Origin of the sequence: Bradyrhizobium sp. ISRA430 (assembly GCF_029909975.1) — a bacterium.
In the GTDB taxonomy this organism is placed as follows: Bacteria; Pseudomonadota; Alphaproteobacteria; order Rhizobiales; family Xanthobacteraceae; genus Bradyrhizobium.
Genome location: NZ_CP094516.1, coordinates 5,367,359 through 5,387,131 on the forward strand (window position 1 = coordinate 5,367,359; position 19,773 = coordinate 5,387,131).

The 19,773-nt window shown below is 63.8% G+C and carries 22 protein-coding genes and 1 tRNA gene; 11 read left to right on the forward strand and 12 right to left on the reverse strand.

All coding sequences use genetic code 11. The features are described from left to right. Positions 1-104: 104 nt before the first annotated feature. The 9 genes from trpA to aroA all read right to left on the reverse strand — a co-directional run bounded on the left by trpA (position 105) and on the right by aroA (position 9,103). The gene (gene trpA / locus MTX21_RS25440) at positions 105-941 is read right to left on the reverse strand and encodes a tryptophan synthase subunit alpha (RefSeq protein WP_280967420.1); all 837 of its coding nucleotides are present in this window, start codon (positions 939-941) and stop codon (positions 105-107) included. Next, positions 938-2,167 (reverse strand): tryptophan synthase subunit beta, encoded by a 1,230-nt coding sequence (gene trpB, locus MTX21_RS25445; protein WP_280967421.1) that lies wholly within the window; start codon positions 2,165-2,167, stop codon positions 938-940. Before trpB ends, trpA begins: the two co-directional genes overlap by 4 nt. Continuing rightward, positions 2,164-2,823 carry a phosphoribosylanthranilate isomerase gene (locus tag MTX21_RS25450; protein WP_280967422.1) on the reverse strand — a complete coding sequence of 220 codons (660 nt, stop codon included), beginning with the start codon at positions 2,821-2,823 and terminating at the stop codon, positions 2,164-2,166. The genes trpB and MTX21_RS25450 overlap by 4 nt, the downstream gene beginning before the upstream one ends. Before the next feature lie 66 nt (positions 2,824-2,889). After that, positions 2,890-3,294 carry a LapA family protein gene (locus MTX21_RS25455; protein WP_280967423.1) on the reverse strand — a complete coding sequence of 135 codons (405 nt, stop codon included), beginning with the start codon at positions 3,292-3,294 and terminating at the stop codon, positions 2,890-2,892. A gap of 70 nt (positions 3,295-3,364) precedes the next feature. Then, positions 3,365-3,670: an integration host factor subunit beta gene (locus MTX21_RS25460; protein ID WP_280967424.1), complete on the reverse strand. Its 306-nt coding sequence runs from the start codon at positions 3,668-3,670 to the stop codon at positions 3,365-3,367. Between the two features lie 172 nt (positions 3,671-3,842). Continuing rightward, entirely contained in the window at positions 3,843-4,823 is a 981-nt protein-coding gene (sppA, locus tag MTX21_RS25465; protein ID WP_280967425.1) for a signal peptide peptidase SppA, read from the reverse strand. 334 nt (positions 4,824-5,157) lie between these two features. Beyond that, positions 5,158-6,867, reverse strand: coding sequence for a 30S ribosomal protein S1 (gene rpsA / locus MTX21_RS25470; RefSeq protein WP_280967426.1), 1,710 nt, complete (start codon positions 6,865-6,867; stop codon positions 5,158-5,160). 263 nt (positions 6,868-7,130) lie between these two features. Then, positions 7,131-7,769 carry a (d)CMP kinase gene (gene cmk, locus MTX21_RS25475; protein WP_280967427.1) on the reverse strand — a complete coding sequence of 213 codons (639 nt, stop codon included), beginning with the start codon at positions 7,767-7,769 and terminating at the stop codon, positions 7,131-7,133. Then, positions 7,766-9,103 (reverse strand): 3-phosphoshikimate 1-carboxyvinyltransferase, encoded by a 1,338-nt coding sequence (gene aroA, locus MTX21_RS25480; protein WP_280967428.1) that lies wholly within the window; start codon positions 9,101-9,103, stop codon positions 7,766-7,768. The genes cmk and aroA overlap by 4 nt, the downstream gene beginning before the upstream one ends. 161 nt (positions 9,104-9,264) lie before the next feature. On the opposite strand from aroA, the gene MTX21_RS25485 reads away from it, so the two are divergent. Both MTX21_RS25485 and MTX21_RS25490 read left to right on the forward strand, forming a co-directional pair. Then, positions 9,265-9,672, forward strand: a complete 408-nt coding sequence (locus MTX21_RS25485) for a TIGR02300 family protein (RefSeq protein WP_280967429.1) — start codon at positions 9,265-9,267, stop codon at positions 9,670-9,672. 66 nt (positions 9,673-9,738) lie between these two features. Further along, positions 9,739-9,814 (forward strand) — tRNA-Ala (locus MTX21_RS25490). 118 nt (positions 9,815-9,932) lie between these two features. On the opposite strand, the gene MTX21_RS25495 is transcribed toward MTX21_RS25490, so the two are convergent. Next, a complete protein-coding gene (locus tag MTX21_RS25495; protein WP_280967430.1) occupies positions 9,933-10,394 on the reverse strand; it encodes a MarR family transcriptional regulator in 462 nt (153 codons plus the stop codon). Between the two features lie 155 nt (positions 10,395-10,549). Between MTX21_RS25495 and MTX21_RS25500 the strand changes: the two genes are divergently transcribed. The 9 genes from MTX21_RS25500 to MTX21_RS25540 all read left to right on the forward strand — a co-directional run bounded on the left by MTX21_RS25500 (position 10,550) and on the right by MTX21_RS25540 (position 18,451). After that, positions 10,550-10,975: an organic hydroperoxide resistance protein gene (locus MTX21_RS25500; protein WP_280967431.1), complete on the forward strand. Its 426-nt coding sequence runs from the start codon at positions 10,550-10,552 to the stop codon at positions 10,973-10,975. A gap of 182 nt (positions 10,976-11,157) precedes the next feature. Then, the gene (locus MTX21_RS25505; protein ID WP_280967432.1) at positions 11,158-12,363 is read left to right on the forward strand and encodes a CaiB/BaiF CoA-transferase family protein; all 1,206 of its coding nucleotides are present in this window, start codon (positions 11,158-11,160) and stop codon (positions 12,361-12,363) included. 224 nt (positions 12,364-12,587) lie between these two features. Further along, positions 12,588-13,904, forward strand: coding sequence for a sn-glycerol-3-phosphate ABC transporter substrate-binding protein UgpB (ugpB, locus tag MTX21_RS25510; RefSeq protein ID WP_280967433.1), 1,317 nt, complete (start codon positions 12,588-12,590; stop codon positions 13,902-13,904). Between the two features lie 51 nt (positions 13,905-13,955). Beyond that, positions 13,956-14,837 (forward strand): sn-glycerol-3-phosphate ABC transporter permease UgpA, encoded by an 882-nt coding sequence (ugpA, locus tag MTX21_RS25515; RefSeq protein ID WP_280967434.1) that lies wholly within the window; start codon positions 13,956-13,958, stop codon positions 14,835-14,837. Next, the gene (gene ugpE / locus MTX21_RS25520) at positions 14,837-15,685 is read left to right on the forward strand and encodes a sn-glycerol-3-phosphate ABC transporter permease UgpE (RefSeq protein WP_280967435.1); all 849 of its coding nucleotides are present in this window, start codon (positions 14,837-14,839) and stop codon (positions 15,683-15,685) included. Before ugpA ends, ugpE begins: the two co-directional genes overlap by 1 nt. Before the next feature lie 108 nt (positions 15,686-15,793). Next, positions 15,794-16,882, forward strand: a complete 1,089-nt coding sequence (locus tag MTX21_RS25525) for a sn-glycerol-3-phosphate import ATP-binding protein UgpC (RefSeq protein WP_280967436.1) — start codon at positions 15,794-15,796, stop codon at positions 16,880-16,882. Positions 16,883-17,096: 214 nt separating this feature from the next. Beyond that, a complete protein-coding gene (locus MTX21_RS25530; protein WP_157334657.1) occupies positions 17,097-17,522 on the forward strand; it encodes an Hsp20 family protein in 426 nt (141 codons plus the stop codon). A gap of 50 nt (positions 17,523-17,572) precedes the next feature. Then, a complete protein-coding gene (locus tag MTX21_RS25535) occupies positions 17,573-17,845 on the forward strand; it encodes a DUF1150 domain-containing protein (protein ID WP_035704148.1) in 273 nt (90 codons plus the stop codon). Between the two features lie 108 nt (positions 17,846-17,953). Next, a complete protein-coding gene (locus MTX21_RS25540; protein ID WP_280971158.1) occupies positions 17,954-18,451 on the forward strand; it encodes a GNAT family N-acetyltransferase in 498 nt (165 codons plus the stop codon). A 17-nt stretch (positions 18,452-18,468) separates the two neighbouring features. On the opposite strand, the gene ptsN is transcribed toward MTX21_RS25540, so the two are convergent. Both ptsN and raiA read right to left on the reverse strand, forming a co-directional pair. Further along, entirely contained in the window at positions 18,469-18,930 is a 462-nt protein-coding gene (gene ptsN, locus MTX21_RS25545; RefSeq protein WP_063681444.1) for a PTS IIA-like nitrogen regulatory protein PtsN, read from the reverse strand. A 214-nt stretch (positions 18,931-19,144) separates the two neighbouring features. Next, on the reverse strand, positions 19,145-19,738 hold the full coding sequence (raiA, locus tag MTX21_RS25550) for a ribosome-associated translation inhibitor RaiA (RefSeq protein WP_280967437.1): 594 nt from the start codon (positions 19,736-19,738) through the stop codon (positions 19,145-19,147). Positions 19,739-19,773: the final 35 nt, after the last annotated feature.

Sequence of the window (19,773 nt, forward strand, 5' to 3'; positions counted from 1 at the left end):
TCCGATTAGCGATCCCGCGCCGGGATCGCCTGAAGGGATATATGGCCGCCGGAACTTGGCCCGGCAAGCCGCCGTGTCGTCCGCCTTGGCAGCGGAATTATGGCCTACTCCGCGGCCTGCTGTGCGCCCCTGACACCCTGGGCCAGGGATGCCGTCAGCGCGGCCACGGCGCTAACGGTTTTGCCAGTCGCCCGTCCCTCGGCGTCGAGGCTGTTTTTGAGCGCATCGACCAGCGCGGTGCCGACCACCGCGCCGCTGGCATGCGAGGCGATGGCGCGGGCGGCCTCCGGCGTGCGGATGCCGAAGCCGACACAGACCGGCAGCTTGGTGTGCCGCTTGATCCGCGCGACGGCCTCGCTGACAGCCGTGCTGTCGGCAGCCGCCGCACCCGTGATGCCGGTGATCGAGACGTAGTAGACGAAGCCCGAGGTGTTGGCGAGCACGGCCGGCAGGCGCTTGTCGTCGGTCGTCGGTGTCGCCAGGCGAATGAAGTTGAGGCCGGCCTTCATCGCTGGCAGGCAGAGCTCGTCGTCTTCCTCCGGCGGCAGGTCGACGATGATGAGGCCGTCGATGCCGGCGGTCTTGGCGTCAGTGAGGAACTTGTCGACGCCGTAGATGTAGATCGGGTTATAGTAACCCATCAGCACGATCGGCGTCGCATTGTCGTCCTTGCGGAAGCCGCGCACCAGCTCGAGCGTCTTCTTCAGCGTCATGCCGGCCTTCAGCGCGCGCAGGCCCGCGGCCTGGATCGACGGCCCGTCGGCCATCGGATCGGTGAAGGGCATGCCGATCTCGATCACGTCGGCGCCCGCCTTCGGCAGCGCCTTGATGATCTCGAGCGAGGTCGCCGGATCGGGATCGCCGGCCATCAGGAAGGTGACGAAGGCCGAGCGGCCCGCTTTCTTCAGCTCGGCAAAACGGGTGTCGATACGCGTGCTCACTTGGTCTGGCCCTTCAGGATGTCGCCGACCTGCGGCACGTCTTTGTCGCCACGTCCGGAGAGGTTGACGACCATCAGGTGATCTTTCGGCCGCTTCGGCGCGAGCTCCATCACCTTGGCGATGGCGTGCGCGGGTTCGAGCGCCGGGATGATGCCTTCGAGGCGCGACAGAAGCTGGAAGGCGGCGAGCGCCTCATCATCGGTCGCGGAGAGATAGTTGACGCGGCCGATCTCGTGCAGCCAGGAATGTTCGGGGCCGATGCCGGGATAGTCGAGACCGGCGGAGATCGAATGCGCGTCCTGGATCTGGCCATCCTCGTCCATCAGGAGATAGGTGCGGTTGCCGTGCAGCACGCCGGGACGGCCACCGGCGATCGAGGCCGCATGCAGTTGCGTGAGCCCGTGGCCCGCAGCTTCGACGCCAAAAATCTCGACGCTGGCGTCATCGAGGAAGGGATGGAACAGGCCCATGGCATTCGAGCCGCCGCCGATGCAGGCCACCAGCGAGTCCGGCAGGCGGCCCTCGACCTCCTGCATCTGGACCTTGGTCTCGTTGCCGATCACCGACTGGAAGTCGCGCACCAGCGTCGGATAGGGGTGCGGCCCCGCGACCGTACCGATGCAGTAGAACGTGTTGTGGACGTTGGTGACCCAGTCGCGCAGCGCCTCGTTCATGGCGTCCTTCAGCGTGCGCGTGCCCGATTGCACCGGGAACACTTTTGCGCCCAGCATCTCCATGCGGATGACGTTGGGCTGCTGCCGCTCGACGTCGACGGCTCCCATATAGACCACGCATTCGAGCCCGAAGCGCGCGCAGAGCGTGGCAGTGGCGACGCCGTGCTGGCCGGCGCCGGTCTCGGCGATGATGCGCTTCTTGCCCATGCGCCGCGCCAGCATGATCTGGCCGAGCACGTTGTTCACCTTGTGCGAGCCGGTGTGGTTGAGCTCCTCGCGCTTGAGGTAGATCTTGGCGCCGCCGAGATGCTCGGTGAGGCGCTCGGCGAAATAGAGCGGTGAGGGCCGGCCGACATAGTGCTTGAGGTAGCCGTTCATCTCGGCCTGAAAGGCCGGGTCAGACTTGGCCTCGCTGTAGGCCTTCTCCAGATCGAGGATCAGCGGCATCAGGGTTTCGGCGACGAACCGTCCGCCGAAGATGCCGAAATGGCCGCGCTCATCGGGGCCGCTGCGATAGGAATTTGGCCTAGCGATATTCTTGGCAATACTCATCGAACGCTCAACTCTTGGCTAGCGCGCGCCGCGCGAATGAAGGCCTCGATCAGCTCCGGATCCTTGACGCCGGGGGCGCTCTCGACGCCGGAGGAAACATCGACGCCGCCGGCGCGGGTGATGCGCAGGGCGTCCGCGACGTTCTGGGCATGCAGGCCGCCCGAGACCATGTAAGGCAGCGCGAGCTGGAGGTTTTCAAGTAGATGCCAGTCGAAGGGCGCACCCAGTCCGCCCGGCCGCGTGGCATCCTTCGGCGCGCGCGCATCGAACAGGATACGATCCGCAACCGCGGCGTAGCCGGCCAGCGCCGCGAGATCCGCGGATGTCTCGACGGGAACGGCTTTCATCACCGGGCGGCCGAACCGCTGCTTGATGTCGCGCAGTCGCGCGACGCTCTCCTTGCCGTGGAGCTGGAGAATGTCAGGAGACAGCGCGTCCATGATGTTGTCGAGCGTCGCGTCATCGGCATCGACCGTAAGCGCCACCTTCAGCGCACGCTGCTTCACCTGCCGGCCGAGCTCGCGCCCCAATTCCAGCGAGAGGTGCCGCGGCGACGGCGGGAAGAACACGAACCCCACCATGTCGGCGCCCGCGTCGAGCGCCGTTTGAAGCGTCTCGCGCGTAGACAGGCCGCAGATCTTGACGAGCAGGGACATGGTCTCAAAGCAAATCGAGGCCGCGCATCCGCGGCCGGAAAACGGGGTTTTCGGTTGCGGCCGCTTCTACAACGTCGCGCGCTGCTTGTCTCGCCCGATGGGGCCATAGAGGCCGGCCCCGGAGGGGATCGGAAGGCGCTGCGGATCTTTACCCCGATCTTGCCGCGCCGCGGCGGCCTGGGCCCGCAGATCGGCCAGTTCGGCCCTGGCGGACCGCGCCTCAGCCTCGTTCCGGCGCGCCGCACGCCGCCAGCGCCCCTGGCCGAGCCAAACCGCGCAACCGCCCGCCAGCACACCCAGCACAGCGACGACGATCAGGAGCAGGAACAGCGGCAGTGTGACCGACAATGACGGGTCGGCCGAAATGAAGGGATCGAAGGAGACCGTGACGAAGTGCCGGTTGGCGACGGCGAAGTCGACCAGGATCAGGCCCAGCGGAATCACGATCAGCGCGGTCAGGAATTTTCGCATCACGCTTCGCTTGCCTTGAATCAAGAGCCCGGCCGCATCGCTGCGACCGCTGAAAACCCTGACGCCGGCCTCAGTCTGCCGCGCCAGGATCCGGACTGTCGCGGTTCAGCCGCTCGCGCATTTCCTTGCCGGTCTTGAAGAACGGAACGCTCTTCTGATCGACGGGCACATGGGCGCCGGTGCGTGGATTGCGGCCGGCGCGTGCCGGTCGATGTTTCACCGAGAATGCGCCGAAACCGCGCAGCTCGACGCGATCACCGCGCGCAAGGGCCGCGACGATCTCCTCGAGAATCGCATTCACAATGTTCTCGACATCCCGCTGGTAAAGATGCGGGTTGTGCTCGGCGATACGCTGAACAAGTTCGGATTTGATCATCGAGAGATAGGACCCGGGAGCGTGCGGACAACCATTTCCGTGAAAATACGTTGAACTGTCAAGACGCTAAATGAAGTTTGACGGACGTGAAAGTGCGTGACAAATGCCAAAAAAGCGGGCTGCCACGGCACTCGCGGAGCGGGTACATCCCAGAGAACACGCCTGGTTCCCGTCAATTCGACGCCGCCGGCTGCCAAAGGGCCAGCATTCCATCCATTCCGAACCGATCGACCGCCTGGACAACGCCAGTTTGCCCGATCTGGTGCGCAATCGAGCTGAATCCGAGGGCTTCGAGCGTGACAGCCGCCGTCGCCTTGAAGATCGACAGATCGCCAAAGCGCGGCTGCAGCTTATAGTCGCGGACCGGAAGGCCCTTCTTGACGCCCTTCTGCTCGACGAGCCAGTCCACGGCGGTCTTTTCGTCGCCGAGCTGATCGATGAGCTTGAGATCGATCGCCTGCCGACCGGTGAAGACCCGGCCATCGGCGACTTTCTCGAGTTGCGTGTCGTCCATGCCACGCCGTTCCTTCACCAATCCCCTAAACCAGGCGTAGGAGTCCTTCACCAGCGCATCGAGCGCGGCGCGCGCCTCGGGGCTGGTCGGCTCGAAGCCGTTGGGTGCGGCCTTCAACGGCGAGGATTTTACCTCCTCCACCTTGACGCCAAGGGTCTTCAACAGCTCGGCGACATTCGGATACTGGAACAGCACGCCGATCGATCCGACCAACGAGCTCTGCTGGGCAACGATGTGATCGCTCGCGATCGCCGTGATGTAGCCCCCGGAGGCCGCAAGGCCTTCGACCACCACAACCAGCGGCTTCTTGGCTTTCAGTCGCGTCAGGGCATCATAGAGCTGCTCGGAGCCGGCAGTGGTGCCGCCCGGCGAGTTGACATGCACAATGACGGCCGCGGCCTGCGAGTTCTCCAGCCGCTCGAGTGCGCGCGTGCGCTCGGAATCGCTGCGGATGAGACCATCGATCTGCACCCGCGCAATCGAGCCTGCGGATGCGAAGGTGCCACGCGCGCCGGGCGTCGCAATCAGCGCAAAGCCCGCAATCGACGCGATCGCGATCAGCGCGGCCAGGACGCGCCAGAACGTCAGCTTGCGGCGGATCCTGCGGCGATCGACGATGATGTCCGAATCGAGCGACATCGAAAAATCTCCAAATAAAGGTCAGGCGCGTTGTGCCGTCACAGCGTGACCATTTCATTATCTGGATACATCAATTGCGGCGCAATTTGAAGAAATGAAGGCTTGTCCCGGCGCAGACCAGGACCTGTCACACGCACTGTGTCGTCCCCGCGAAGGCCGGGACCCATACCCACAGGATGCAGTTGTGGCGCGAGATACTGGTTAGCAATGTTCGTCAAACCACTCCCTGGGGTTATGGGTCCCGGCCTTCGCCGGGACGACAGGTGATTAGACGCAAACAAAAAAGCCCCGGCGGATCGCCGGGGCTTTGATGCATGCGTAAGCGGTAGTCGGCTTACTTGTTCTCGCCGCGGTTCTTGAGCGCGGTGCCGAGGATGTCGCCGAGCGTCGCCCCCGAATCGGAGGAGCCGTACTGTGCGATGGCTTCCTTTTCTTCGGCGACTTCGAGCGCCTTGATCGACACCTGGACCTTGCGGGCCTTCTTGTCGAACTGGATCACGCGGGCATCGACCTTCTCGCCGACGGCGAAGCGTTCGGCGCGCTGGTCGTTGCGGTCACGGGCGAGCTCCGAGCGCTTGATGAAGGTGGTGAAGTCGGTACCGGCGATCTTCACCTCGATGCCGCTCTCCTTCACTTCGAGCACTTCGCAGGTCACGACCGCGCCCTTCTTGACATCGCCCGGCTCAGCGAACGGGTCGCCTTCGAGCTGCTTGATGCCGAGCGAGATACGCTCCTTCTCGACGTCCACATCGAGCACCACGGCCTTCACCATGTCGCCCTTCTTGTAGTTGTCGATCACCTGCTCGCCCGGAAGCTTCCAGTCGAGGTCGGAGAGATGGACCATGCCGTCGACGTCGCCCTCGAGACCGAGGAACAGACCGAACTCGGTCTTGTTCTTGACCTCGCCCTCGACCACCGAACCGGTCGGGTGACCTTCCACGAAGACCTCCCATGGGTTGCGCATGGTCTGCTTGAGGCCGAGCGAGATGCGGCGCTTGACGGAATCGACTTCCAGCACCTGCACTTCGACTTCCTGCGAGGTCGAAACGATCTTGCCGGGGTGCATGTTCTTCTTGGTCCACGACATCTCGGAGACGTGGATCAGGCCTTCGATGCCCGGCTCGAGCTCGACGAAAGCACCGTAGTCGGTGATGTTGGTGACGCGGCCGGTGAAGCGGGCACCCAGCGGGTACTTGGCTTCGATGCCCTGCCACGGATCGTCCAGGAGCTGCTTCATGCCCAGCGAGATGCGGTGCGTCTCGTGGTTGATCTTGATGATCTTGACCTTCACGGTCTGGCCGATCGAGAGCACCTCGGTCGGGTGGTTGACGCGACGCCAGGCGATATCTGTGACGTGCAGCAGGCCGTCGATGCCGCCGAGATCAACGAACGCACCGTAATCGGTGATGTTCTTGACCACGCCGTCGATGACCTGACCCTCTTCGAGGTTCTGCACCAGCTCCTGGCGCTGCTCGGCGCGAGTCTCTTCCAGCACCGTGCGGCGGGAGACGACGATGTTGCCGCGGCGGCGGTCCATCTTGAGGATCTGGAACGGCTGCGCGTTGTTCATCAACGGCGCGACGTCGCGGATCGGACGGATGTCGACCTGCGAGCGCGGCAGGAACGCCACGGCGCCGTCGAGGTCGACGGTGAAGCCGCCCTTGACCTGGTTGAAGATGACGCCCGTGACCTTTTCGTTGTTCTGGAACGCCTTCTCCAGCTTGCCCCAGCTCTCTTCGCGGCGCGCCTTGTCGCGCGACAGCACGGCTTCACCGAGGGCGTTTTCGATGCGATCGAGGAACACTTCCACCTCGTCGCCGACCTTGAGATCGCTTTCACGGCCTGGGCCCGAAAATTCGCGCAGCGCGACGCGGCCCTCGGTCTTCAGGCCGACATCGATGACGGCCATGTCCTTTTCAATTGCAACCACCTTGCCCTTGACGACGGAGCTTTCCTGCAAATTGCCGCCGGCAAAGGACTCGTCGAGCATCGCGGCGAAATCATCGCGCGAGGGGCTATAGGTATCAGCAGAAATCGAAGCCATTTGTTCTCCAGTTGCGGACGTCTCGCCGGCCAGCGGGTTTAAGGGCGTATCGTGCGTGCAGTGTCGGAAGGTCCGCAAAACCTTCAAGCGACCGCTCGTCGCCTCGGACATTCACCGAGAACAGCAAGAGCGGGCCGGCCAGGCCTGCACGTTCGATACGTGGAAAATCTTGATCCGGAGCCTGGATGTCGGTCCCAAACAGGGAACCGAGACATCGACCTCAAAGAGCGGGAGCGGGCGCTTCCTCCAATGACGGCCGCGGCTTAACCCCGCGGACGGCCCGCTCGGACGGCCTCGATAATGTCGATGGCGGCCCGGACGCCGCCTTCTATATCGAGTTGGGAGTTGTCTAGCAAGTAAGCATCCGGAGCCGGCCTTAAAGGCGCAATGGGGCGGTTCTTGTCGCGCTCGTCGCGCTGGATGATGTCGGCCAGCACCGCGGCCTCATCCGCCTCCTCGCCCCGTGCCTTCGCCTCCATGGTGCGGCGGCGGGCGCGGACCTTGGGGTCGGCGACGACGAAAATCTTCACATCGGCGTCCGGGCAGATCACCGTTCCGATGTCGCGGCCGTCAAGCACAGCACCCGGCGGATCGGCGGCAAATTGCCGCTGGAAGTTGACCAAGACCTCGCGGACCCTGGGGATAGCGGAGACGACGGACGCGCCCTCGCCAACCTTCTGGGTCTTCAGGACGGGATTGCCGAAATTCTCGGGATCGAGCTCCAGGGCGGCGGCAACTGCGGCCGCCTCGTCGCGAAGGTCATGGCCTGACTGCATCAGGGCATAGGCAACCGCGCGATAAATCACGCCGGTATCGAGGTGACGATAGCCGTAATGGTGGGCGAGGCGCTTGCCGAGCGTGCCCTTGCCCGAGGCCGCGGGTCCGTCGATGGCGATAATCATGAAAACTCCGCGCCAATCGAACGCATCATCGGAATGAAATCCGGGAAGCTGGTGGCAATGAAGGCGGTGTCATCGACCTTCACCGGTTGGTCTGAAGCGCAGCCCATCACCAGCGCCGACATCGCGATGCGATGGTCCATATGGGTGGCGACGAGGCCGCCGCCAGGGACATGGCCGCGGCCCTCGACGACCAGATCGTCGCCGGAAATCTCGACCTTCACGCCGTTGACGCGCAGCATGTCGGCCGTGGCCGCCAGACGGTCGGATTCCTTGACGCGCAGCTCGTGCAGGCCGCGCATAATCGTGGTGCCCTCGGCGAAGGATGCCGCCACCGCGAGCACCAGATATTCGTCGATCATCGAAGGCGCGCGCTCCGGCGGCACCTCGACGCCGCGCAGCTTCGATGCGCGCACGCGCAAGCGCGCCATCGGCTCACCGGCATCGCCCCGCACCTCGCTCTCCTCGATCGAAGCGCCCATTTCGCGCAGCGTCGTGAAGAGACCGGTGCGCAGCGGATTGGTCATGACGTCGGTCAGGATGAGATCGGACCCATCGGCGATCAGCGCAGCAACAATCGGAAAAGCGGCCGAGGACGGATCGGCGGGCACCACGACCTCGGCACCGTGCAGCTCGGGTTGCCCGACGAGGGTGATGCGGCGGCCATGCGTGCCTTCGACCGCCGAAGTGATGTCGGCACCGAAATGCTTCAGCATCAGTTCGGTATGGTCGCGGCTCGCCTCGGTCTCGATCACGGTCGTCGTGCCGGGCGCGGCCAGGCCTGCCAGCAGCACGGCCGATTTGATCTGCGCGGAGGCGACGGGGGTCCGGTAGGTGATCGGCAGGGGATCGCGCGCGCCCTGGATCGTCAATGGCAGACGTCCGCCCTCACCGCCGGAGATGACCTTGGCACCCATCTTTTCGAGCGGATCCAGGATCCGGCGCATGGGACGGCTGCGGAGCGAGGCGTCGCCGTCGAACACCGCGGAAATCGGACATCCGGCCACCGCGCCCATCACCAGCCGGCATCCGGTGCCGGAGTTCCCGAAATCGAGGGGCGCCTTGGGCTGGGCGAAGCCGGCGACGCCGACTCCATGCACCTTCCAGGCAAAATCGCCGGTGCGCTCGACCTTGGCGCCGAGGGCCTGCATGGATTTGGCGGTGTTGAGGACGTCTTCCCCCTCCAAGAGGCCGGAAATCCGGGTTTCGCCGACCGCGAGTGCGCCCAGGATCAGGGCACGATGGGAGATCGACTTGTCCCCGGGCACCCGTAGTTTCCCGGTCAGGACGCCGCTGGCGCGAGACTGGAGCGGCCTCGGTTGGTCGGAATGGGTCAAGATTGTGTCCTTGGATGTGCCCCTCGGGGGACAGGGGCGCAGGTACCACATGGCCCGCGCCCCGTCACGGGCATGTCTTTCTTCCGTAATGCGCTATTGACAGCGGGCCGCCAACTAGCCAAGTGAAGCACCGCTTTTCAGACATTCCCAGGATTCCTGCCGTGGCCAAGTCCGAACTCGGAACCAAACGCATTTGCCCGACCACGGGCAAGAAGTTCTATGACCTCAACAAGAATCCGGTGATCTCGCCCTATACTGGCGAGGTGGTGCCGATTGCCCCGGTCGCGCCGGTGCGTGCGACCCGCGGCGCCGAAGCGCGCAGCATGGCCCAGGACACCACGCCGGAGCCGGCGGAGACCGAAGAGATGGTCTCGCTCGAGGAGGCCGATGCCGAGGAGAACACCGGCAAGGTCAAGGCCGTCGTGCCCGAATCGGAGGACGATATCGAGGTCGATGAGACCCTTGACGACGACGATGACGACGATTCGACCTTCATCGCCGACGAGGAAGAGGGCGATGAGGACGTGACCGACATCATTGGTGATGTCGGAGGTGATGAAGAGACTTGAGATAATTCCAGAACTGTGGTTCTGGGTCTCTCCCGACGCGTCGCCCAAGGCGCGTCGGATGGTTAAGGGGCCATAGCTCAGCTGGGAGAGCGCTTGCATGGCATGCAAGAGGTCGGCGGTTCGATCCCGCCTGGCTCCACCAGCCTTCGCTCGCTTCGCGAGCTTCGGCTGGGCAAGCCAGTTCCGCTCCATCATAGCGAAGCTAGCGAAGGCTGCCGCGGCGTAGCCCGAAGGGCGAAGCCGGGCTCTGACGAAACTCCCTACTCCCCGATCACCGCATTGAGCCTGTCGCGCAGGGCGACGATCTCGTTCTTCATGCCGGTCAGCGCTGACACCGAGCAGTCGGACGCAGCGAGGATCGACTGCGGGACGCTGCGCGCCTTGTCCTTCAATGCGTGCCCCTGCGGCGTCAGGGCAATCAGCACCTGACGTTCATCCTCGCTCGAGCGCGTACGCCGGACCAGATGGGCCGCCTCGAGCCGCTTCAGGAGCGGCGTCAGGGTGCCGGAATCCAAGAACAGCTTCTCGCCGATGTCCTTCACCGGCACGTCGTCCTGCTCCCACAGCACCAACATCACCAGATACTGCGGGTAGGTCAGGCCGAGTCGGTCGAGCAGCGGCTTGTAGACGCGGTTGAAGGCATGGGCGGCCGAATAGACCGCAAAGCAGATCTGGTTATCGAGCCGCAGCGGCTGATCGGCCGCCAATTGTTTCCGGACCATGGAGAGCCTCAAGGGATTCGTCTTGGCATTGTGGGACGCGGCAGCCTCCGATTCAATTGCGAACAATTAAATGTGAGGCTGCTTAATTTCAATTGCACGCAATCTAATTGTTTGCAATAAAGATCGCGTCCCAACCGGAACCCCAGGAGACGAAGATGTCCGTGAATGTCCTCTACAAGACCAGCGCGAAGGCCACCGGCGGCCGCGATGGCCATGCCGCAACCCTCGACGGCGCCCTCGACGTCAAGCTCACCACGCCGAAGGAGCTCGGCGGCGGAGGCGGCGCCGGCAACAATCCCGAACAGCTCTTTGCGGCCGGATATGCCGCCTGCTTCATCGGCGCGATGAAATTCGTGGCCTCGCAGGGCGGCCCGAAGGTCCCCGCTGACACCTCCGTCACCTCAACGGTCGGCATCGGCCCGCGTTCCGAGGGCGGCTTCGGGCTCGACATCGATCTGGCCATCTCGCTGCCCGGCGTGCCGCGCGCGGAGGCCGAGGCGCTGGTCGAAAAGGCCCACCAGGTCTGCCCCTATTCCAACGCCACCCGCGGCAATGTCGACGTCCGCCTGAAGGTCGTCTGATCGACGTGGATCGGCCGGCCCGAGATCCCCCTCGGGCCGGCCATTCGCTCGATTTGCCACGCCGCGGGATTGGCGAGCGGCGGCGCATACGCCCCTACGCGGGACGCCATTGCTGGCGTGGGCGAACCTCGCTAGGCCTGTGCTCAACGATCGACACAGGGTTGAAGCGAAGGTTTGCTGCCATGACTTCCGAAGCCGCTAACGGCGCAATGAGCGGACTGCGCGTCATCGACCTCACGCGCGTGCTCGGCGGCCCCTACTGCACGCAGATCCTCGCCGATCATGGCGCCGACGTGATCAAGGTCGAGCCGCCGGCAGGCGACGAGGTGCGCGAGTGGGGCCCTCCCTTCCACGAGGAGGACGCGGCCTATTTCGTCGGCATCAACCGCAACAAGCGCTCGATCGGCCTCGACCTCGCCTCCGAGGGCGGCCGCGCCGTGCTGCTCAAGATGCTGGAGACGGCCGACGTCCTGATCGAGAATTTCAAGCCGGGCACGCTGGAGAAATGGGGCATCGGCAACGAGGTTCTGCGCGAAAAATTTCCGCGGCTCGTGCACTGCCGGATCTGCGGTTTCGGCGCCGACGGTCCGCGCGGCGGCAATCCCGGCTATGACGCCATCATCCAGGCCATGACCGGCATGATCGCGGCGACCGGCTCGCCGGAAAGCGGCCCGATGCGGATCGGCGTGCCGCTGGTCGACATCACCACCGGCCTCTATGCGGCGATCGGCATCCTGATGGCGCTGTCGGAACGGCAGCGCTCAGGGCTTGGCCAGTTCCTCGAGACCACGCTATACGAGACCGGCCTTGCCATCATGCATCCGCACACCGCGAACTATTTCATGCATGGCAAGCCGCCGGGCCTCACCGGCAACGAGCACCCCAATCTCGTGCCTTACGCGATCTTCCCGACCAAGACCGACGACATCTTCATCGGCGTCGGCAACGACGGAACCTTCCGCAAGTTGTGCAAGGAGATCGGCAAGGTGGAGCTCGGCACCGATCCGCGCTTTGCCCGCAACAAGGACCGCATCGCCAATCGCGAGGCGCTGCGCGCAGAGCTTGCCGCGGTGTTCAGCCAGCACGAGGCCGAGCCGCTCTGCAATCGCCTGCTCGCCGCGGGCCTTCCCGCCGGCCCGGTGCAGAAGATCGACCAGGCGCTGACCAACCCGCATACGATCTACCGCGGCGATGTCATCGAGAAGGACTGGTACAAGGGCGTCGCCTCGCCGATCCGGCTCGACCGCAGCAAGCCGAGCCTGCGCCGGCTGCCGCCGAAATTCAGCCAGCATTCCGCCGAGGTGCTCGGCGAGTTCGGATACTCCAGGGCCGAGATCGACGCGATGCTCGCCAAGGGCGTGGTCTGCGGCCCCGAGCGCAAGCGCTGAGGCCCGCACACCTCGCATCCGACAGCCGATGCCGCACTGCGGCGCGAGCACGATAGTGCGGCGCGAACGGCTGCGGCTGCCCCGGACGCGCATTCGCCTATTTGACAGCTTCCCTTTTCCAGCGCTTGCCGCTTTCGTTTCGGCCGCTTACACAGTCATGTGAACGTCATATGGCGCTGCTAGCGCAAGCGATCATTTTTGACGGCCCAAGGGAGGTTTTCTTGATGGCTCTTCGACCATTTGCTGCGGCTGCCGCTTTTGCGGTCACGTTCGGCTTTGCCGCCTCGCCGGCCTTGGCCGCGACCGAAATCCAGTGGTGGCACGCGATGACCGGCGCGAACAACGACGTCATCGTCAAGCTCGCCAACGACTTCAACGCGTCGCAGAGCGATTACAAGGTCATCCCGACCTACAAGGGCAACTACCCCGACACCATGAACGCCGGCATCGCGGCCTTCCGTGCCGGCAACGCGCCCCACATCATGCAGGTGTTCGAAGTCGGAACCGCGACCATGATGGCCGCGACCGGCGCAGTCAAACCGGTCTACAAGCTGATGGCCGAGACCGGCGAGAAGTTCGATCCGAAGGCCTATCTGCCTGCGATCACCGGCTACTACTCGACCTCGAAGGGCGAAATGCTGTCCTTCCCCTTCAACTCGTCGTCCACGGTCATGTGGGTCAACCTCGACGAGCTGAAGAAGGCGAACGTCGAGATTCCGAAGACCTGGCCCGAGGTGTTCGACGCCGCCAAGAAGCTCCACGCCAACGGCCATCCCACCTGCGGCTTCTCGAACTCCTGGGTCACATGGGTCAATCTCGAGCAGCTCTCGGCCTGGCACAACGTGCCGCTGTCCACGAAAGCCAACGGGCTCGACGGCTTCGACACCGTGCTGGAGTTCAACGGACCGCTCCAGGTCAAGCATCTCGAGAAACTGGTCGAGCTCCAGAAGGATAAGACCTACGATTATGCCGGCCGCACCAACACCGGCGAAGGCCGTTTCACCTCCGGCGAATGCCCGCTCTACCTGACCTCGTCGGCCTTCTTCGGCAACGTCAAGGCGCAGGCCAAGTTCAACTTCACCGCCGTGCCGATGCCCTATTATCCGGACGTCAAGGGCGCGCCGCAGAACTCGATCATCGGCGGCGCCTCGCTCTGGGTCATGGGCGGCAAGTCGGCCGAAGAATATAAGGGCGTCGCGAAATTCCTGGCCTTCCTCTCGGACACCGATCGCCAGGTGTATATCCACAAGGCTTCCGGCTACCTGCCGATCACCAAGGCGGCCTATGAGAAGGCCAAGGCCGAGGGCTTCTACAAGGATCAGCCCTATCTCGAGACCCCGCTGCTCGAACTGACCAATAAGGAGCCGACCGAGAATTCGCGCGGCCTGCGCCTCGGCAACATGGTTCAGCTCCGTGATGTCTGGTCGGAAGAGATTGAGCAGGCGCTCGCCGGCAAGAAGACCGCCAAGCAGGCGCTGGATGCCGCCGTCGAACGCGGCAACCAGATGCTGCGGCAGTTCGAAAAGACCGCGGTCAAGTGAGGCAATGAGCGGCAGGCCGCGGATGCGTGGCCTGCCGCTTCTGCTGACATCATGCAAAAGCAGGCCATCTTCCAGTCAAAGCTGTTGCCCTACGCGCTGGTTGCGCCGCAACTCGCGATTGTCCTGATCTTTTTCTACTGGCCGGCCGCGCAGGCGGTGATCCAATCGTTCCTGCTGCAGGATGCTTTCGGTCTGTCGACCAGCTTCGTCTGGGTCGACAACTACCTCGACCTGTTTCGGGAGCCCGCCTATTTCGAGGCGATCGTCCGGACGTTCTTCTTCTCGTTCGCCATCGCCGTCTCTTCGCTGTCCCTCGCGCTGCTGCTCGCCGTGATGGCGGACAAGCCGTTGCGCGGCGGCACGATCTACCGCACGCTGCTGATCTGGCCCTACGCGGTCGCCCCGCCCGTGGTCGGCGTGCTCTGGATCTTCATGCTGCACCCCTCGCTCGGCGTGCTCTCGCGCTATCTTCGCGCCGCCGGCATCGACTGGAATCCGCTGCTCGACGGCAACCAGGCAGCAACGCTGATCATCCTCGCCGCGGCCTGGAAGCAGATCTCCTACAACTTCCTGTTCTTCCTCGCCGGCCTGCAGAGCATACCGAGGAGCGTGATCGAGGCAGCCGCCATCGACGGTGCGCGCCCGATGCGGCGGTTCTGGACCGTGACGTTCCCGCTGCTGTCGCCGACCATCTTCTTCCTCCTGGTCGTCAACATCGTCTACGCCTTCTTCGACACCTTCGGCATCATCGACACCATGACCCGCGGCGGTCCCGGCAAGTCGACGGAAACGCTGGTCTACAAGGTCTATACCGACGGACTCCTGGGCGGAAACCTCGGCGGCTCCGCGGCGCAATCGGTCATCCTGATGGGCATCGTCATCGTGCTGACGGGGATTCAGTTCCGCTTCGTCGAACGCAAGGTGACCTACTGATGGTCGAGCAAGAGGGCTTTCGGCGCTATATCGCCCACATCATCCTCTGGATCGGGATCGCGATCGTCGCGTTCCCCGTCTATCTCGCCATCATCGCCTCCACCCAGGACAACGCGCTGATCGCGAACGGACAGATGTCGCTGCTGCCGGGCGGGCATTTCCTCGAGGTCTACTACCAGACGATCTTCATCGGCACGAGCGGCTCGACCCGCGAGCCGGTCGGCAACATGATGCTGAACTCGCTGGTGATGGCGATGCTGATCGCGGTCGGCAAGATCGCGATCTCGATCATCTCGGCCTATGCGATCGTCTATTTCCGCTTTCCGTTCCGGATGCCGATCTTCTGGATCATCTTCATCACGTTGATGCTGCCGGTCGAGGTGCGCATCTATCCGACCTACAAGATCGTCGCCGACCTGCACATGCTCGACAGCTATGCCGGCCTGTCGCTGCCGCTGATCGCGTCGGCCACCGCGACGCTGCTGTTCCGCCAGTTCTTCATGACCGTGCCGGACGAGCTTCTCGAGGCCTCCCGCATCGACGGCGCTGGCCCGTTCCGCTTCTTCTGGGATACGCTGCTGCCGCTGTCGCGCACCAACATGGCCGCGCTGTTCGTGATCCTCTTCATTCTCGGCTGGAATCAATATCTCTGGCCGCTTCTGATCACCACCCGCGACGACATGCAGACCATCCAGATCGGCATCCGCAAGATGATCACAACCACCGACGCGCTCACCGAATGGCCGGTCGTGATGGCGACGGCCGTGCTGGCGATGCTGCCGCCGGTGTTCGTCGTCGTCGCCATGCAGAAATTGTTCGTGCGCGGCCTGGTCGAGACGGAAAAGTGACGATGGCGAATTGCGAAGGGCGAGTAGCGAATGGGGTCGCTGCGTCTGCCTTGCGTGCTAACCATTCCCCATTCGCCATTCCCTACCCGCTATTCGCCGGTGCAACCCATGGCTAACGTCACCCTGCGCAATGTCCGCAAGACCTATCCCGGCGGCTTCGAGGCGATCAAAGGCGTCGACGTCGATGTCGCCGACGGTCAGTTCTGCGTGCTGGTCGGCCCCTCCGGTTGCGGCAAGTCGACGCTGCTCCGCATGGTCGCGGGGCTCGAGACCGTCACCGGCGGCGAGATCGACATCGGCGGACGCATCGTCAACCAGGTCGAGCCTGCCGATCGCGACATCGCGATGGTGTTCCAGAACTACGCGCTCTATCCGCATATGAGCGTCTACAACAACATGGCTTACGGCCTGCGCAACCGCGGCATGCCGGAAGCCGAGATCAAGACCCGCGTCGAGGAAGCTGCACGCATCCTCGAGCTTGCGCCGATGCTGGAACGCAAGCCGCGGCAGCTCTCCGGCGGCCAGCGCCAGCGCGTCGCCATGGGCCGCGCCATCGTGCGCCAGCCGAAGGTGTTCCTGTTCGACGAGCCGCTCTCCAATCTCGATGCCAAGCTGCGCATCGCTATGCGGGTCGAGATCCGCAAGCTGCAGCGCCGGCTAAGTACGACTTCGATCTACGTCACCCACGACCAGTTAGAGGCGATGACGCTCGCCGACGTCCTGGTCGTGATGAATGGCGGACAGGTCGAGCAGGTCGGCAATCCCCTGGCGATCTACGAGAAGCCGGCGACGACATTCGTCGCCTCGTTCATCGGCGCCCCGCCGATGAACCTTATGTCGACGCGGCCCGACGCGATCAAAGCTCAGCTCGGCAACGGCCGTGCGGCGGAAGCCGGCATCCTCGGCATCCGCCCCGAAGATTTCGCCATCACCGACCAAACGCCGGCCGGCGGCGTCGCGCTTCCGCTGACGGTGGAAGCGATCGAGCGCGTCGGCGCCGAAACCTTCGTCTATGGTTCGCGGCAGCAGGAGGAGCAGCGCGTGGCCGCCAATCCCGGCGAGCTGCCGCCCGGCGAGGTCATCGTCCGCATTCCCGGAACCGAGGCCCCCGCGATCGGCCAGAAAATCCGTGTCGCCGCGGTCCGCGAGAAGCTGCATCTGTTCAGCGGCGACGGCCGGAAGCGGGTCGAGGCCTGAAACTTCAGGGGCCGGTCGATAAAAAATCGAAAACAACCCCATGCAAAGTAGCCAAGGTGGGCTTTCCACCCGCGCGGGCCGCGAAATGACGGCTGTGCACGGTCCCTGCCAGGTGCTTGAACCTGCACGGGGATATGACCATATTGTTGACCAAGGGGTGCCGCTTTCGGGCCCTGAAACGTCAAAGTCGCTTTCCGCGAGGACTTTGTAAACTATGTCTCGTGTTCCCACGCTTTCCAGTCCGTTCCTACTGGGCTTCGACGAGATTGAGCGCGTGCTCGATCGCGTCGTTAAAGGCGCCGACGGTTACCCTCCCTACAATATCGAGAGGTGCGAACGGTCGGACGGCCAGCCCGAACGCTTGCGCATCACGCTGGCGGTCGCCGGATTCACCCGCGACCAACTCGATGTAACCATTGAGGAAAACCAGCTCGTGATCCGCGGGCGGCAGCAGGACGACAAGACCCGGCAATACATCCATCGCGGCATTGCCGCGCGCCACTTCCAGCGCACCTTCGTGCTGGCGGAGGGGATGCTGGTGCTGGGTGCGGATCTGAAGAACGGGCTGTTGTCGATCGATCTTGCCCGGCCGGAACCGGAAAGGATCGTTAAGACAATCGCTATCAATGAGCACGAATAATGGAACGAGTAGCGGACTCGACCGCTTAGTTTCCCAGAGGAGTCGAGACCATGAGTGAAGGTCACGTTGCGTTCGAATACGAAGCCAAGAACGTCTCGCCCGAGACGCTGGCGACCCTCGGCGAAGGCCATATCGCCTATGTGAAGCAGATCCGCTCCGAGGATGTGCCGGATTTGTTTCCCGAAGCCCCGAAGATTGCGCCGGGCTTGAAACTCTTCGCGCTCCATGCCGCCGACGGTACACCGATCATGCTGACCGACAGCCGTGAAGCCGCGATCGCGAATGCCTGGAGCAACGAACTGCAGGCGGTGAGCGTGCACTGAGCGCCACGCGCTTCGTAGCACACGGAATTCAAATGGGCCTGCCCTCAAGCGAGGGCAGGCCCATTTTACTATGTGCCTCGCGGTTGGTAGATCGTCGGCATGAACACGATGGCGCCCATCCCGGTCACCAGCTTCGAGATCTCGCCGGGCGAGCCGCTTTGCGACGCCCTCCTCTCGCTCAACAACAGCCACGCGGAGGAGTTGTCATGGCTTGAGCCCGAGCGGATGAAACATCTCGTCGCGCAAGCCTTCTACGCCCGGAGGATCGGCGACCTCGACGCGTTCCTGATCGCGCTCGATCAGGACGGACAATACGACAGTCCAAACTTTCTATGGTTTCGATCCCGCTACGCGCGCTTTGTCTATGTCGACCGAATCGTTGTCGCGCCATCCGCACGTGGCAACGGATGTGCGCGGCGGCTCTATGCCGACCTGTTCAATCGTGCAGCCGAGGCCGGACACGATCGCATCGTTTGTGAGGTCAACCTGCAACCGCCAAATCCGTCGTCGGATGCTTTTCATGCCGCGTTGGGATTTGTCGAGGTCGGCAGCGCCAGCATCCATGACGGACGCAAGACAGTGCGCTACCTGTCGCACTCGCTGTAGTGGGTGCTGCGGTCGACCTAAGCCGCGGTCGCGGGCGGCAGCGCGAGCACGGAATAGATCGCCTGCGCATCGCGCGAGGCGCGCAGCTTCTTGGCGATGTCCTGGTCGCGCAGCAGACGTGCGATGCGGGCCAGCGCCTTGAGATGATCGGCGCCGGCGCCTTCCGGCGCGAGCAGGAGAAAAACGAGATCGACGGGCTGGCCGTCCATCGCCTCGAAATCGATCGGGCGATCGAGCCGCGCGAACAGGCCGAAGATCTTCTCGAGCTTGGGCAGCTTGCCGTGCGGAATGGCAACGCCATATCCGACCGCGGTGGTGCCGAGCTTCTCACGCTGCAACAGCACTTCGAAAACCGCGCGCTCGTTCTGCCCGGTCAGTTCCGCGGCCTTGGCTGCGAGCTCCTGCAAGGCCTGCTTCTTGCTGTTGACCTTCAATGCCGGGAGAATCGCCTCGGGCGCGACCAGATCGGTAATCGGCATGAAAGTCTTCCGAGGTGAATTAAACCGTCAGGTTCCGAATTGGCCAGCTTAGCGAGAACCGAGCCGGGCCGGCGTCAAGAAGGTGAAGCAGGAGGCGGACTTAGCCCCAGTCCTGATGTGGGGCGCTTCTACTCCAACGCAATCCCGGTGCCAACTCCCGCGTGCGGCTTTGTCCCGGTCATTGTTAAGGGCGGCGGGGGGCGGGCCCGGGCCATCACTTGCCATCCGTCTTGCCCGCCGGCGGGTCGATCCAGCCCACATTGCCGTCTGCGCGGCGGTAAATGATGTTCACCCGGCCCGAGGAGCCGTGCTGGAATACCAGACAGGGGGCCCCGCTCAGGTCGAGTTCCATGACCGCCTCGCTCACCGACAGGACTTTCAGCGAGGTGCTGACCTCTGCGATGATTACGGGGTTGTACCCGGTCACCTCGTCCTCGCCCTCGCCCGGCGCCTCGAGGACGTAGCTCGTGGCATCGAGCGCTTCGAGCACAGCGGCGGCATGGGCCTTGCGGGCGGAACGGTCCTTGAGCCGGCTCTTGTAGCGGCGCAGCCGCTTCTCGATCATCAGCAACGCCTGATCGGCGCTGGCATAGGCGTCCGGCGCGTTCGAATCGGCCTCCAGCGTAATCCCCGAATCAAGATGCAGCGCACAGTCGGTGCGGAAGCCGAAGCCGTCCTTGCTCAGCGTAATATGGCCGGAATAATTGCCGTCGAAATACTTGCGCAAGACCTCGTCGGTGCGGTCGGCAACGCGGCCGCGCAAGGCTTCGCCGACGCTGATGCTTTTTCCCGAAATCCGGAGGGTCATGTGATGCCTCGCTTGGTTGGGGGCCTAGCTTGGAC

Coding starts and splice junctions, on each gene's coding strand:
- trpB (WP_280967421.1), bottom strand. CDS start 2,167: ATGAGTATTGCCAAGAATATCGCTAGGCCAAATTCCTATCGCAGCGGC.
- MTX21_RS25450 (WP_280967422.1), bottom strand. CDS start 2,823: ATGTCCCTGCTCGTCAAGATCTGCGGCCTGTCTACGCGCGAGACGCTT.
- MTX21_RS25455 (WP_280967423.1), bottom strand. CDS start 3,294: ATGCGAAAATTCCTGACCGCGCTGATCGTGATTCCGCTGGGCCTGATC.
- MTX21_RS25460 (WP_280967424.1), bottom strand. CDS start 3,670: ATGATCAAATCCGAACTTGTTCAGCGTATCGCCGAGCACAACCCGCAT.
- sppA (WP_280967425.1), bottom strand. CDS start 4,823: ATGTCGCTCGATTCGGACATCATCGTCGATCGCCGCAGGATCCGCCGC.
- rpsA (WP_280967426.1), bottom strand. CDS start 6,867: ATGGCTTCGATTTCTGCTGATACCTATAGCCCCTCGCGCGATGATTTC.
- cmk (WP_280967427.1), bottom strand. CDS start 7,769: ATGATTATCGCCATCGACGGACCCGCGGCCTCGGGCAAGGGCACGCTC.
- MTX21_RS25495 (WP_280967430.1), bottom strand. CDS start 10,394: ATGGTCCGGAAACAATTGGCGGCCGATCAGCCGCTGCGGCTCGATAAC.
- MTX21_RS25500 (WP_280967431.1), top strand. CDS start 10,550: ATGTCCGTGAATGTCCTCTACAAGACCAGCGCGAAGGCCACCGGCGGC.
- MTX21_RS25505 (WP_280967432.1), top strand. CDS start 11,158: ATGACTTCCGAAGCCGCTAACGGCGCAATGAGCGGACTGCGCGTCATC.
- ugpB (WP_280967433.1), top strand. CDS start 12,588: ATGGCTCTTCGACCATTTGCTGCGGCTGCCGCTTTTGCGGTCACGTTC.
- ugpA (WP_280967434.1), top strand. CDS start 13,956: ATGCAAAAGCAGGCCATCTTCCAGTCAAAGCTGTTGCCCTACGCGCTG.
- ugpE (WP_280967435.1), top strand. CDS start 14,837: ATGGTCGAGCAAGAGGGCTTTCGGCGCTATATCGCCCACATCATCCTC.
- MTX21_RS25525 (WP_280967436.1), top strand. CDS start 15,794: ATGGCTAACGTCACCCTGCGCAATGTCCGCAAGACCTATCCCGGCGGC.
- MTX21_RS25530 (WP_157334657.1), top strand. CDS start 17,097: ATGTCTCGTGTTCCCACGCTTTCCAGTCCGTTCCTACTGGGCTTCGAC.
- MTX21_RS25535 (WP_035704148.1), top strand. CDS start 17,573: ATGAGTGAAGGTCACGTTGCGTTCGAATACGAAGCCAAGAACGTCTCG.
- MTX21_RS25540 (WP_280971158.1), top strand. CDS start 17,954: ATGGCGCCCATCCCGGTCACCAGCTTCGAGATCTCGCCGGGCGAGCCG.
- ptsN (WP_063681444.1), bottom strand. CDS start 18,930: ATGCCGATTACCGATCTGGTCGCGCCCGAGGCGATTCTCCCGGCATTG.
- raiA (WP_280967437.1), bottom strand. CDS start 19,738: ATGACCCTCCGGATTTCGGGAAAAAGCATCAGCGTCGGCGAAGCCTTG.